The 13626-nt window shown below is 68.1% G+C and carries 14 protein-coding genes; 7 read left to right on the top strand and 7 right to left on the bottom strand.

Annotation, left to right across the window (positions count from 1 at the left end):
- Positions 1–89: 89 nt before the first annotated feature.
- The gene (locus ACTJLD_RS16620) at positions 90–1448 is read right to left on the bottom strand and encodes an aspartate aminotransferase family protein (RefSeq protein ID WP_440659319.1); all 1359 of its coding nucleotides are present in this window, start codon (positions 1446–1448) and stop codon (positions 90–92) included.
- Positions 1449–1860: 412 nt separating this feature from the next.
- On the opposite strand from ACTJLD_RS16620, the gene ACTJLD_RS16625 reads away from it, so the two are divergent.
- Positions 1861–2475, top strand: coding sequence for a hypothetical protein (locus tag ACTJLD_RS16625; RefSeq protein WP_321967788.1), 615 nt, complete (start codon positions 1861–1863; stop codon positions 2473–2475).
- A gap of 215 nt (positions 2476–2690) precedes the next feature.
- On the opposite strand, the gene ACTJLD_RS16630 is transcribed toward ACTJLD_RS16625, so the two are convergent.
- From ACTJLD_RS16630 to ACTJLD_RS16640, 3 genes are all read right to left on the bottom strand, one after another.
- Complete coding sequence (locus ACTJLD_RS16630; RefSeq protein ID WP_027790260.1) at positions 2691–3200, bottom strand: GNAT family N-acetyltransferase; 510 nt, start codon at positions 3198–3200, stop codon at positions 2691–2693.
- A gap of 148 nt (positions 3201–3348) precedes the next feature.
- Positions 3349–3957 (bottom strand): helix-turn-helix domain-containing protein, encoded by a 609-nt coding sequence (locus ACTJLD_RS16635; RefSeq protein WP_440659389.1) that lies wholly within the window; start codon positions 3955–3957, stop codon positions 3349–3351.
- Positions 3958–4169: 212 nt separating this feature from the next.
- Entirely contained in the window at positions 4170–4817 is a 648-nt protein-coding gene (locus ACTJLD_RS16640) for a glycine zipper 2TM domain-containing protein (protein ID WP_440659320.1), read from the bottom strand.
- Positions 4818–5355: 538 nt separating this feature from the next.
- Here ACTJLD_RS16640 and ACTJLD_RS16645 point away from each other — a divergent pair.
- From ACTJLD_RS16645 to ACTJLD_RS16655, 3 genes are all read left to right on the top strand, one after another.
- Entirely contained in the window at positions 5356–6555 is a 1200-nt protein-coding gene (locus tag ACTJLD_RS16645; RefSeq protein WP_440659321.1) for an amidohydrolase family protein, read from the top strand.
- A gap of 93 nt (positions 6556–6648) precedes the next feature.
- Entirely contained in the window at positions 6649–7833 is a 1185-nt protein-coding gene (locus ACTJLD_RS16650; RefSeq protein ID WP_059688094.1) for an amidohydrolase family protein, read from the top strand.
- Between the two features lie 67 nt (positions 7834–7900).
- Complete coding sequence (locus tag ACTJLD_RS16655; RefSeq protein WP_059693161.1) at positions 7901–8374, top strand: nuclear transport factor 2 family protein; 474 nt, start codon at positions 7901–7903, stop codon at positions 8372–8374.
- Positions 8375–8472: 98 nt separating this feature from the next.
- On the opposite strand, the gene ACTJLD_RS16660 is transcribed toward ACTJLD_RS16655, so the two are convergent.
- On the bottom strand, positions 8473–9333 hold the full coding sequence (locus ACTJLD_RS16660) for a LysR family transcriptional regulator (RefSeq protein ID WP_027790266.1): 861 nt from the start codon (positions 9331–9333) through the stop codon (positions 8473–8475).
- Positions 9334–9518: 185 nt separating this feature from the next.
- On the opposite strand from ACTJLD_RS16660, the gene ACTJLD_RS16665 reads away from it, so the two are divergent.
- The 3 genes from ACTJLD_RS16665 (at position 9519) to ACTJLD_RS16675 (ending at position 12188) form a co-directional block, all read left to right on the top strand.
- Positions 9519–10178, top strand: coding sequence for an ankyrin repeat domain-containing protein (locus tag ACTJLD_RS16665; RefSeq protein ID WP_155638859.1), 660 nt, complete (start codon positions 9519–9521; stop codon positions 10176–10178).
- Between the two features lie 318 nt (positions 10179–10496).
- Positions 10497–11300, top strand: a complete 804-nt coding sequence (locus tag ACTJLD_RS16670) for an ABC transporter substrate-binding protein (RefSeq protein WP_027790268.1) — start codon at positions 10497–10499, stop codon at positions 11298–11300.
- A gap of 39 nt (positions 11301–11339) precedes the next feature.
- Complete coding sequence (locus tag ACTJLD_RS16675; RefSeq protein ID WP_060372935.1) at positions 11340–12188, top strand: phytanoyl-CoA dioxygenase family protein; 849 nt, start codon at positions 11340–11342, stop codon at positions 12186–12188.
- A 90-nt stretch (positions 12189–12278) separates the two neighbouring features.
- Here the strand turns inward: ACTJLD_RS16675 and hutC are convergent, their stop codons facing one another.
- Positions 12279–13016 carry a histidine utilization repressor gene (gene hutC / locus ACTJLD_RS16680; protein ID WP_027790270.1) on the bottom strand — a complete coding sequence of 246 codons (738 nt, stop codon included), beginning with the start codon at positions 13014–13016 and terminating at the stop codon, positions 12279–12281.
- A gap of 30 nt (positions 13017–13046) precedes the next feature.
- Entirely contained in the window at positions 13047–13589 is a 543-nt protein-coding gene (locus ACTJLD_RS16685; RefSeq protein WP_021158662.1) for a helix-turn-helix domain-containing protein, read from the bottom strand.
- Positions 13590–13626 lie beyond the last annotated feature (37 nt).

Genomic DNA, 13626 nt, shown 5'->3' on the forward strand with positions numbered 1-13626 from the left:
AGTGCGCGCGCCGACTGATCTGCGGAAGTCGCGCCGGGCGTGCGTCCGGCCGCGCCGCTGCGGGCGGGCCGGACGCGCGATGCATCACATCACGCCAGTTCGCCCAGGCACGCGTCGAATTGCGTGACGAGCCGGTCGACATCGTCGGCCGTCGTTTGCGGACACACGAGCATCATGTTGTGGAACGGCGTGATCAGCACGCCGCGATTCAGCAGGTACAGGTGCACGATGTGCTCGAGTTCGCTGTCGAGTTGCGCGCCCGCGATCGTGCCGTTGCGCGGCGGCACGGGTGCGAACTGGAACTCGGTGCGCGCGCCGATACGCGTCACGCACCACGGCAGCCCGTGTTTCGCGATCGCCTGTTCGAGCCCCGTCGCCAGCCGCGCGGCGAGTTCGAACATGTGCGCATACGCGGCGTCGGTCGCGACTTCGGCGAGCGTCGCACGCATCGCATGCATCGCGAGCATGTTCGCGGTGAGCGTCGTGCCGATGCCCGAATGGCCGGGCGGCGCGTTCAGCTTCGCCTGCTTCGCGCGTTCCGCGAATTCGGCGCTGAACCCGTACACCGCGCACGGCACGCCGCCCGCGATCGGCTTGCCGACCACCAGCATGTCCGCGTCGAGATCGTGCGCGACCGCGTAGCCGCCCGGGCCGCTGCTGATCGTGTGCGTCTCGTCGATCACGAGCAGCGTGCCGTAGCGGCGCGTCAGCTCGCGCGCGGCCGCCCAGAAGCCCGGGTCGGGCAGCACCATCCCGATGTTCGTCATCGCGGGCTCGGCCAGCACGCATGCCACGTCGCCATCCTTCAGCGCGGCTTCGAGCGCGGCCAGGTCGTTGAATTCGACGACGCGCGTGTTCGCGAGCAGGTCGTAGGATTGCCCGAGCAGGCTGTCGCGCTGCACCGGGCGGCCGTCGACGAGATCGACGAATACGTCGTCGACCGTGCCGTGATAACAGCCGTTGAACACGACGATCGTGTTGCGGCCGGTGGCCGCGCGCGCCCAGCGCAGCACGAAGCGGTTCGCGTCGCTCGCGCTCAATGCGAATTGCCAGACCGGCAGCTTGAAGCGGCGTGCGAGTTCGCGCGGCACCCATGCGGCGTCTTCGCTCGGCAGCATCGTCGTATAACCGCGCGTGGCCTGTTCGACGAGCGCGCGCGCGACCGGTTCGGGCGCGTGACCGAACATCGCGCCCGTATCGCCGAGGCAGAAATCGACATAGCGATGGCCGTCGACGTCGGTGAACGTCGCGCCGCGCGCCTCCTTCACATACAGCGAGAACGGCGTCGACCAGTCCTGCATCCAGTGCAACGGCACGCCGAACAGCAAGTGCTCGGACGCTTCCGCGGACAGGGCGCGGGAGACCGGCATGGCTTCGGTGAACGCTTGGCGCTCGCGATCGAACAGCGCGCGGGCGCGGATGAGGTCGACTCCGTGGCGGGAAGGCAAAGGCAGCTCCTGGGCTGTGAAGAAGGAGAAACGATAGCGCGGCCGGCAGGGGGCTGAACAGAGGCGGAATTACCGAGGCGGGTTGGGGGCGGGCGGAAATTGGTGCGATCGACTCCCGTGTCCTATTTGATTCCGAGATGGCATTGGTGAATGGAATCCTGAAAGAACCGTGCAGGTTTCCATGGATTTTTAGTGGACGTTCCGTGACCTATCGTTATTGCATGCCGTGACGAGAGGAGCGCGTCGGAGCCTGCCGGTAAAGGCTGGCGATCGTATCCTGGCGGCGTACGAGATGGCATCCGCCGACTCGGCGCGTTCGCGTATGCGGCTGGGTATATCGAATTCCACGGGGATATTGCCGGCTAATTTTGGGATAAATGAATCCCGGATTTTCCTGCGATGACGGAATCAGGTGCCCGAACGACAACCATCCGGAAAACGGAGCACTTCAATGAAGATCGGAACACATCTCACCGCACTCGTCGCATGCGGCGTATTGGCCGGCATTGCCCACGCCGGCCCGACGTCGCCGCAAGCCGTCGTCAAGCGGATCACGTTGACCGCGCACATTGGTGACAGCCTGTTCGTTTCGAGGCCGGACAACGCCGCATACGACGTGGTCGAACTGACCGCGACGGATCGCGACCAGCGGGCCCTCGGCGCAACGCTGCCGATCCGCGTACGGACGACGAATCCAGACATCAACGTCACATTGCTGCAGCCGCTAAGGCTGTCGAATGGCCGCGACGACCTGACCAACGCGAAGGTCGTGCTGGCGGGCAGCGCGGCCGACGCCGAAATTACTGTCGACGCCGCTCGCGTGCTCACGCTGGGAAAGCGTGGGCACGACGGCTTCGACGGTTATGACGAAACCCGTCAGGTGAAGGTCAGCGCGCAAGCGCGGGCTGCCGGCGACGCGGCGCCAGCCAATGGACGTTACCGTGGCGACATGGTGCTGATCTTCGAGCCGGCCGCCTCCGCAGGGCGCGAGCCGGCGACGGGAACGATCGCGGCGACGGGTGAGTGAGCAATCGACCCGGTGGGGATCGCTTGGCGCGCGTTTTTCAATAAAAGTTTTTGCGCATAAATATTCACAACAGCTCGTCGGGGAGGCGCCGCCAGTAGTCGGCGCCGACGAACGAGGCGATTGCCGGGCAGGCATGCCGGCATGCGCATGGGCGAGAGGGGGCGAGCGTTTGCGTCCGGGCGCGGCCGGCAAACGCGATCGCCAGACCGGACGCGTCAAGCCAGCGTCTTGATCATGTGGTGTTCGTCGTAGAACCGCCCGTCGACGAACAGCGAGCGCGGTTCCGTGCCGAACCGGACGAACCCTTGCGAGGCGTACAACCGCTCCGCGTTGGCGTTGACCTCGTTCACGCACAGCATCAGTTGCTTGCAGCCCCACGCCTGCGCCGCATGCGCGGTCGCGTTTTCGAGCAGCGTCTGCGCGATGCCCTGCCCGCGATAGGCGGGATCGACGAACACGCCCCAGATCGTCGCCTTGTGCGCGATCTTCGCGCGCGCATCGCGGCGCACGCCGGTGATGCCGACGAGCGTATCGCCGTCGAATGCGCCGAACACGGCACGTTCGTGGGTCGGCGTGATGCGTATCGCGAATTCGTCGACCGGCACCTGCGATTCTTCGTCGGGCGTCGGCAGGAAAGAAGTGGGCGCGGTGTCGACCGCACGCAGGCGAACGGTCTGGAAACGGGCGGCGTCGGCCGCGTCGAGCAGGCGAGTCGTGATCGTCATCGAGGGGATTCCGGTTGAGGGTCGTGCATGCCGGCGCGGGCCGATATGGCCGATACGACCGCGGGATGCATCGTACTGATCCTAACGGGAATCCGGATCGCGCGTGTCGGCGTTCGGCGCACCGCTCGCCGTGGCCGCGCCGTTGCGTTCAGATCGCGTCGCGCGGCCGCCGCGCGTCGCCGTCGACGCAGCACGCGAGCACCTCGGCATCGGTGTCGCCGAGGCTCAGGTACACGTGCCCGACAGCGCTGTCGAAGTACAGGCTGTCGCCGGCGCCGAGCCGGTACGCGTGGCCGTTCTCGAAGCGCAGCTCCAGCTCGCCGCTCAGCACGAACACGAACTCCTCGCCGCTGTGCCGGATGTAGTCGGCGAAGTCCGACAGCTTGCGCGCATGGATCCGCCCGCGCACGGGCACCATCCGCTTGCCGGTCAGGTCGTTCGCGAGCATCCCGTACGCATGGTTCGGCGTGTCGTAGACCATCTGCTGGCCGGCCGGCGTGAACGACGGCGTCATCGCGCCGGCGGGCGCGGGCCGGCCGAACATCGTGTCGAAGTCGAGCGCGAGCGCATGGGTGAGCGCCGCGAACTTGTCGTAGGTGAGCGCAATGTCGCCGCGCTCGGCCTTCGAAATCGTCGACATCGCGATACCGGAACGCTCGGACAGTTGCGCGAGCGTCAGGCCGCGTGACTTGCGCGCGTCGCGCAGCCGCGCGGTCGACGCGCGTCGGGCTCGGCATCGAGCGGGTGTGACGGCCAGGCGCGGGAGCGCGGGCGTTGATGCGGGTGAGCGATCGCGCGACGGGGGCGTTGAGGGCGACGGTGTCGCGGCAATGTCGGCGGCGCATCATGTGCGCCGCGCCGGCACGAAGGATAAGGATGGGGTGAAGCAGGTACGCCGTCGCGCCGAACCGGCCCCGACGTCAAACGCGCGAAGATGCGCCCGATCAGGTCAGGCGCACCGCGTCCGAATCAATACCGCGCCAGCTGGTTGCCGTTGATCTGCACGCGATCGCCCGGCCGGAGGTTGCCCGGCGACTGCACGTCGAACGAGCGCATCGTGCCGTCGCTGACCTGCACGTCGATCCGGTAGCTGCTCGGGCCTTGCGCGGCGCCCATCTGCTGGCCGATCTGGTTGCCGGCCACCGCGCCGCCGAGCGCACCGATCACGGTCGCCGCATCGCGGCCATGGCCGCGGCCGAACTGGTTGCCCACCAGGCCGCCGACCAGCGCACCGACGACGGTGCCGGCCACGCCCGACGGGCCGACCGAACCGTTGACCGGCTGGATGTTCGAGACCGTGCCGTACTGCGTGCCGTAGCCGTTGCCGTATTGCTGCTGATTGCCGTACTGGTCATACGGCTGCGCCCCGTATTGCTGCTGGTTGCCGTACTGATCGTACGGTTGCGGCGCCTGGTTCGGATACGGCTGTTGCTGCTGCACGTAGCCCGGTTGCGAATACGCGGGCTGCGCGTAGCCGGGCGTCGCGTATTGCTGTTGCTGCGGATATCCCGGCTGCGCGCCGTAGTAACCCGGCGCGACGCAGGCGGTCAGCGGAAGCGCCGCGACGGCGACGAGCGAGGCGAACAGAACGGTCTTCGTGGAAGGCATGCGCATCATGATGATTCCTGCATCGGCAACGGGTTCGCCGACGAATTCCAGGACGGGTGGCGAACTCGGCGTGAGTATAAGGAATGGCAGGTGGCGCGTCCGGTGCGGCCGGGTAACAACGTGTAAAGTCTGTTGCCGCGTAAATCGCCGCCCGGGCAGGGCAATCGCGCAATGCCCGGCGAGGGCGGCGGCGCCCGTTCGGCAACTGCGATGACGCGGATCGACAGCGGTCCGGCGGCTTATCCTGCGAGGCAGTCGGCCCCTCGATGCCGGCGCGCGAAACTTCGGCTTCGGCGACTCACCCGACGCGCCATCGGCATGCGGGCCGTCGCCGACGAGATCGGACCCCGCAGCCGCACGTGGCTGGCACGGCGTTTGCGCCGCGCATCGCGAAATCGAATGCGCGGCATCGCGACATTTAATTGGCCTCGGCCGGCGCCGTCCGATATCGTGGCCGGACTCCCTGCCAACGGTCGCGCCGTGCCGGTTGCGGTTCCTTCCCCTGTCCGCGCCGGTGACGTGCCGCGACGGCCCCACATTCCGAGCCATGACCGATCGTATCTTCATCAACGCCGTCGACGCCGGCGGCCAGCCCGTCAACCTCGTCGTCCGTGACGGCCGCTTTACCGCGATCGGCGCCGATCGTGCGGCCGCGCCCGGCGCGGAAACGATCGACCTCGACGGCCGCGTCGTGCTGCCCGGTTTCGTCGATGGCCACATCCACCTCGACAAGAGCTTCGTCGGCGATCGCTGGGTGCCGCACGAAACGGTCGGCACGCTGCGCGAGCGGCTCGCGGTCGAGAAGCGCCAGCTCGCGGCCGCGCCGCCGATCGTCGAGCGCGCGAATGCGCTGATCGCGCAGGCCGCCGCGTTCGGCACGGTCGCGATGCGCAGCCACGTCGACGTCGATGCGACGACGGGCCTGTCGAACCTGCAGGCCGTGATGGCCGCGCGCGAGCAATGGCGCGGCATCGTCGATATCGAACTCGTCGCGTTCCCGCAGGCCGGCGTCGTCACGTGCCCCGGCACCGCGGAGATCCTCGACGCAGCGGTGCGCGAAGGCGCGGACGTGGTCGGCGGGATCGACCCGACGACACTCGACGGCGACGCGGACGGCCAGCTCGACATCGTGTTCGGCATCGCCGAGAAGCGCGGCGCGAAGATCGACATCCACCTGCACGAGCCGGGCGAGACGGGCATCGCGCAACTGCTGCGGATCGCGGCGCGCACGCGCGCGGCGGGGCTCGGCGGGCGCGTGAACGTGAGCCATGCATACGCGCTCGGCCAGGTGCGCGACGACGACGTGCGGCGCACCGCGGCGGCACTGGCCGAAGCCGGCGTGTCGATCCTGACGAATGCGCCGGGCGACTGCGCGTTTCCGCCGGTACAGCCGCTGCGCGACGCGGGCGTGCGCGTGTTCGCGGGCAACGACAACATCCGCGACGCATGGTGGCCGTACGGCAACGGCGACATGCTGCAGCGCGCGATGATGGTCGGCTATCGGTCGGGCTTCTACACCGACGAAGCGCTCGGCATCGCGCTGGACATGGCGACGCATGCCGGCGCGCGCGTGATCGGCAAGGAGAACTATGGAATCGCAGTCGGCTGCGACGCGACGTTCGTCGCGGTGCGTGCGCCGAATGCGGCGGCGGCCGTCGCGGGCGTGCCGGCCGAGCGCTGGGTATTCCGCCGCGGCGAAAGCGACACGGGCGCGCCGTTCGCCCCTGCGCTGCGCTTCACGCGCTGACCGACCCGGCCGGCGGCACGGCACGCGCCGTGCTCCGTTGCACTGACTGTACCGATCGCACTGACTGCACTGACTGACCACACCGGAACCGACATGACGAACCTGCTGATCCGCAACGTCCGCCCGAGCGCCGACGCCGCGCTCGACATCCTGATCGAAGGCGACCGCATCGCGCGCATCGGCCCGTCGCTCGACGCGCCCGCCGGCTGCGCGATCGAGGACGGCGCGGGGGCGCTCGCGCTGCCCGGCCTCGTCGAAGGCCACACGCACCTCGACAAGACGCACTGGGGGATGCCGTGGTATCGCAACCAGGTCGGCCCGCGCCTCGTCGACCGGATCGAGAACGAGCGCCACTATCGCGCGACGAGCGGCCACGACGCCGGCGTCGCGTCGCTCGCGCTGGCGCGCGCATTCCTCGCGGCCGGCACGACGCGTATCCGCACCCACGTCGATATCGATACCGAAGCCGGGCTGCGGCATCTGCACGGCGTGCTCGCGACGCGCGAGACGCTGCGCGGGCAGGTTGAAATCCAGATCGTCGCGTTTCCTCAATCGGGCGTGCTCAAGCGGCCGGGCACCGACGCACTGCTGTCCGACGCGCTCGCCGCCGGCGCCGATCTGCTCGGCGGGCTCGACCCGTGCGCGATCGAAGGCGATCCGGTCGAGGCGGTGGACGTGCTGTTCGCGATCGCCGAACGCCACGGCCGCGGGCTCGACCTCCACCTGCACGAGCGCGGCTCGATGGGCGCGTATTCGCTCGACCTGATCCTGCAGCGCACGGCGGCGCACGGCATGCAGGGCAAGGTGACGATCAGCCACGGGTTCTGTCTGGGCGATATCGCCGAACGCGAGCGCGATGCGCTGCTTGCCCGGATGGCGGAACTCGGCGTCGGGCTCGTCACGACCGCGCCGGCGGCGGTGCCCGTGCCGCCGGTGGCCGCGTGCCGTGCGGCGGGCGTGACGGTCATCGGCGGCAACGACGGCGTGCGCGATACGTGGACGCCGTACGGGTCGCCCGACATGCTCGAACGCGCGATGCTGATCGGCATGCGCAACGATTTCCGCCGCGACGACGCGCTCGAGGTCGCGCTCGACTGCGTGACGCACGGCGCGGCGCGCGGTTGCGGCTTCGACGGTTACGGGCTGCAGCCGGGCAGCCGCGCGGACGTCGTGCTGGTCGACGCGCTGACGTTCGCCGAGGCCGTCGTCGCACGGCCGGTGCGGCGGCTCGTCGTGTCGTCGGGGAAGATCGTGGCGCGTAACGGCGCGCTGGTCTGAGTGAAACCCGGGTGAAGCATCGCCCCGGTATGATCCGGTTTTCAGCCGGATTTCCCGGGAGAAGACGATGCGATGCACGATCGCGGCACGGGCCGCACGATGGATGGCGGCGGCCCTGTTCGCCGTGAGCGCCGCGCATGCGGTGGCGGCCGGGCCGACGGACGCGCAGCAGGAAGCGAACCGGCGCACGGTGCTCGCGTTCTATGAAAAAGGCCTGAACGAGAAGGATGCCGACGCCGCACTCGCGTATGTCGGCGATCGTTACGTGCAGCACAACCCGAACGCGGCCGACGGCCGCGACGGCTTCCGCCAATTCGTCGCGTTCCTGCGCGACAGGTATCCGCGGTCGCACAGCGAGATCAAGCGCTCGTTCGTCGACGGCGACTACGTGATCCTGCACGTGCACGCGGTGCGCGAACCCGGCACGCGCGGCAGCGCGATCATGGACATCTTCCGGCTCGAGAACGGCAAGATCGTCGAGCACTGGGACGTCAATCAACCCGTGCCCGAGCAGGCCGCGAACGGGAACACGATGTTCTGACGGGGATCGGGCGCGCGATCGCGTCGCATCGGCCGTGCCGGCGGTGTCGCGGCGTTCGTTCGCTTGCTTGCTTGCCGCATCCGGCGTTTTCTTTCCTACTACTCCTCGTGCTCCAGCATGGCCGCGAGCGCCTTCGTCAGTTCGCTGACCATCGGGTCGGCCGTCGGCCGATGCAGGATCGCGATGTCCATGTGTTCGATCGGCGCGAAACCCTGCTTCGCGGTCAGCACGACGTGCTCGTCCGTCACCACGCGCGCGGGCAGCACGCTGATGCCGAGCCCGTCGGCGACGGCGGCCTGGATGCCGCTCAGGCTCGACGTCGTGAAGCTGATCCGCCAGCGGCGGCCGCGCTCCTCGATCGCCTTGATCATGTCGTCGCGATAGAGCCCGCGCGGCGGAAACACGACGATCGGCACCGGGTCGAGATCGATCGACGGATGCGCGGCGCTGTCGATCCAGCGCAGCTTCTCGGGCCAGCGCACGACGGCCTCGCGGCTGTCGCGGCGCTGCTTGATCAGTACGAGATCGAGTTCGCCGCGGTCGTATGCGGCGCTGATGTCGCGGCTCAGCCCGCACATCACCTCGAGCTTCACCTGCGGATGCTCGCGCTTGAACGCGGCGAGCGCATGCGTCGTGCGGCCCGCCGCGAAATCGTCGGGCACGCCGAGCCGGATCGTCAGCGCGACCGTCGCACCCGACAGCGCTTCCAGCATCTCGTCGTTCAACGCGAGCATGCGCCGCGCATAGCTGAGCACCGTCACGCCCGCGTCGGTCGGCCGCACGTCGCGCGTGCCGCGGTCGAGCAGGCGGTGCCCGGCGATTTCCTCGAGCCGGCGCACCTTCTGGCTGACCGTCGACTGCGTCGAGTGCAGGCGCGCGGACGCCGTCGTGAAGCTGCCGCAGTCGGCGACCATCACGAGCGCGCGCAGCAGGTCGATGTCGAACAGGGGTCTATTCATTTCTGCACTTCTGTGGATTCGAACATTTCGTTTTCAAATGCGTGCGACGACTTTTAACATGGCCGGATGCCGTGGGCAATCGCGGTTTCGCCGGACCCGGCGCGGCGTCGGGTGGTGTCGCGGGGGCGCCTGACGGAACGCATCGACCGGGCAGCGGCGTGCGCCGCACGCACGGAGGACACCGGATGTTTTGCAAACTGATCGCGATCATCGGCTCGTTTGCGCTGACCACGCTCACGTCGGCCGTGGCCGCCGCCGACGGCGGCGCGCTCGAGGGCCGGTTGCGCAGCGCGGCCGACCGTGGCGACGCGGGCGAAGTGCGCACGCTGCTCGAACGCGGCGCGCCGATCGATTCGCGCGACGGGCAGGGCCGCACGGCGCTGCTGCTCGCGACGCACGGCAATCACGTTGAGGCGGCGCGCGTGCTGATCGACGCGGGTGCGGACGTCAACGCGAAGGATGCGATCCAGGACAGCCCGTATTTGTACGCCGGTGCGCGCGGCCATCTCGACATCCTGCGGATGACGCTTGCGCACGGCGCCGACCTGAGCAGCACGAACCGGTATCGCGGCACCGCGCTGATTCCGGCAGCGGCGCGCGGCCATGTGGAGACGGTGCACACGCTGATCGACGCGGGCGTGAACGTCGACCACGTGAACCGGCTCGGCTGGACCGCACTGCTGGAGGCGATCATGCTCGGCGACGGCAGCGAGCGTTATGTGCGGATCGTGCAGCTGCTCGTCGACGGGCACGCGAACGTCGATCTCGCGGATTCGAACGGCGAGACGCCGCTGCGGCATGCGCGGCGGCGCGGGTATGCGGCGATCGAGCGGGTGCCTGTATAGACATCGTTATTTCACGGAAATCCGGAAAAACGCGCCCTGTGGTGGGCGCGCGTCTCGTAGGGTAAACACCCGAAAATCTCGTAAATCCACGCTATGCGCGTGTGTTCAGGGCGTCATTTCCGGCCTCTCGCAGTCTCCCGACCTTAATCCGCGCATTCTGCCTTCCCCCCGCTTGCGCTCAAAATTTGAGCGGTCTAGACTGCATCGCAGTTTCATCGAAGTCCCAGTCTTTCGTGCCCCGCGCCGGGCGTTCCGGCGCAACGCCACCCACCGGACGCCGGCGCTTGCGCGCCGCGTCGAGACCATCAAGGACACGCCATGAATCGCACTGCAAGGCTTCTCGTTACCGCGCTGGCGTTCGCGCCGCTCGTGTCGTTCGCGCAGGACACGTCGACGATCCGCTGGGGCATCGACCCCACGTATCCGCCGTTCGAGGCGAAGCAGCCCGACGGCTCGCTCGCCGGCTTCGACATCGACCTGCGCAATGCGATCTGCGAGCAGCTGCGTGCGAAGTGCGTCTGGGTCGAGCAGGGCTTCGACGGGATGATTCCGGCGCTGCGCGCACGCAAGTTCGACGTGATCATGTCCGCGATGACGGCCACCGACGAGCGGCTCAAGCAGATCGACTTCTCGAACAAGCTGTATGCGTCGCCGGGCGCGCTCGTCGCGCCGGTCGGCTCGAAGCTGCTGCCGACCGCCGCGTCGCTCGCGGGCAAGCGCGTCGGGATCGACCAGGGCACGACGCAGGAGGCGTACGCGAAGGCCGAATGGGCGACCAGGGGCGTGACGATCGTCTCGTATCAGAACCAGGACCAGGTGTACCAGGATCTCGTCAACGGCCGCCTCGACGCGACCTTCCAGGACAAGACGCAGGCCGGCTACTCGTTCCTGAAGACGCCGCGCGGCAAGGGCTATGCGTTCGCGGGCCCCGACGTGACCGACGTGCGGATCACCGGCTACGGCGTCGCGATGGGCGTGCGCAAGGGCGACGACGCGATGAAGAAGCGGCTGAACGACGCGATCGTCGCGATCCGCGCGAACGGTACGTACCAGAAGATCGCCGCGAAATATTTCGACTTCGACATCTACGGTGCGAAGCAGCAGCTGACTTCGGCACCGTGATGCGGTGATTCCGCAATTCATTCAATCGACAGGCACACCATGACGAGTATCGAGGATCGCGTCGCGCAAGCCGTGACGCCCGAACTGATCGCCGCGTTCCGCGAGGAAGGTGCGGTCTGCATCAAGGGGATCTTCTCGCCCGACGAAGTCGCCGCGCTGCGCGCCGGCATCGACGCGAATCTCGCGCAGCCGAGCCCGCGCGCGAAAGTCGCGAGCCGGCCCGACGATCCGGGCTGGTTCTTCGAGGATTTCTGCAACTGGCAGCACAACGACGCGTATCGCGACTTCATCGTGCGCTCGCCGGCGCCGTCGGTGGCCGCCGCGCTGATGGGCACGGAGAACGTGCGGCTCCATCACGACCACCTGCTCGTGAAGGAGCCCGGCACGCGGCAGCGCACGCCGTGGCATCAGGACCAGCCGTACTACAACATCGAGGGCGACGACAACGTCAGCATGTGGATTCCGGTCGATCCGGTGCCGCTCGAATCGACGCTGGAGTTCGTCGCGGGCTCGCATCGCGGGCCGTGGCTGATGCCGCGCACGTTCATGGACAAGGAAGCGAAGTGGTTTCCGGAAGGCAGCCTCGCGGACCTGCCCGACATCGAAGGCGACCGCGCGGCCTTCCCGATCCGCCATTGGGCGCTCGAGCCCGGCGACATGGTGTGCTTCCGGATGCTCACGCTGCACGCGTCGGGCGGTACGCAGAACCGTCGGCGCGCGTTCTCGATCCGCTTCGTCGGCGACGATATCCGTCACGCGCCGCGCCGCTGGAAGACGTCGCCCGATTTCCCCGGGCTCGCGGAGCAACTGCCCGACGGCGCGCCGCTCGACCACCCGCTGTTTCCGGTCGTGTGGTCGCGTGGCGCGGGGCAGGCCGGCGTGCTCTGACGCCGGCGGGCGGGCGTGAAGGACGCGGCGGCCGTTTCTCGATGAAACGGCCGCCGCGCGCATTTGTGCGTGCCGGTGCGTGACGAAGGATCAGGTCGGGTGGCGCCCGGCGCCCGGCTTGAAGCGCGAGCCGAGCCGGTAGCGGTTGCCCGGATGCAGGAAATGCACGAACGTGACGGGCAGCCCGTTCGTCCAGGTGCGGCGCGTGAGCGTGAGGCACGGCTCGTCGGCGCGCATGTCGAGCAGCCGCGCCTGTTCGCCGGTCGGCAGCGACGCATCGACCACGTGCTCGATTTCCAGTTCGTAGTGCGACACGTTGTTGTACAGGTACTCGGACGGCGGCTCGACCTGGAAATCCTGGTCGATGAAACCGGGCGCGGCGGCCGGGTTCACGTAGCGATCCTCGAGCTGGATCGGGCGGCCGTTTTCCTCGTGCACGCACACCACGTGAAAAACCGGCGTATTGACCGGCAGGCCGAATGCGGCCGCGACGTCGAACGACGCGGGCTCGCTCGACTGGCTCAGCACGCGGCAGCGGTATTCGTGCCCGCGCGCGCGGATTTCGTCGCGGATGTGCGCGATCATCAGCAGGTTCGACTGCGGCTTCGCCTCGGCGACGAACGTGCCGACGCCCGCGATGCGTTTCAGTACGCCTTCCTCGGTCAGCTCGCGCAGCGCGCGGTTGACCGTCATGCGTGCAACGCCGAACTGCGCGGCGAGATCGAGCTCGGACGGAATGCGGTCGCCGGGGCGCCAGTCGCCCGAGTCGACGTTCTGGCGAACGAGCGTCTTGATCTGCTGGAACGGTGCGGTGGCCTTCGTGACCATCGGGGATCCTTGCGCGAAGAGGTGGCGAGGCTAGTCGTCGTGACTGACGATGACCAGAATCTCCGCCTGCGCGGCGCCGAGGCTGCGCGTGCGGTGCGGGATGAGTGCGTTGAAATAGACTGAATCACCGGTCTTGAGTTGCACCGTCTCGTTCGGGAATTCGATTTCGACGCGCCCCTTGTGCACGAACAGGAATTCCTCGCCTTCGTGCTCGCGGAACGTCGATGCGACGAATTCGTGCGGCGGATGCACGACGAACGGCAGCATCTTCTTCGGCGCGACGCCGGCCGCGATGCTCTCGAAGCGGTGCGCGTGGCTGTCGGCCGCCGCGCCCATCGCCGTGCGCTCGCCGGCGCGCGTGACCGTGATCAGCTCGCGGTTGCGGCTTTCCGAGAACAACTGTTCGACATCGACATTCAGTGCCTTCGACAGCTTCAGCGCGACCGCGATCGACGGCACGCTCAGGCCGCGCTCGACTTTCGACAGGTAGCTCTTGGTGAGGCCCGTCTCGTCGGCCAGCACGTCGAGCGTCCAGCCCTTCTGTTTTCTGAGCAGCTTCAGGCGAATCGTCATGGGGCGCCAGGTGTCCTTCGAAAAACGGATTGTAACG

It is taken from the genome of Burkholderia sp. 22088, from assembly GCF_052045915.1.
GTDB lineage: Bacteria > Pseudomonadota > Gammaproteobacteria > Burkholderiales > Burkholderiaceae > Burkholderia > Burkholderia cepacia.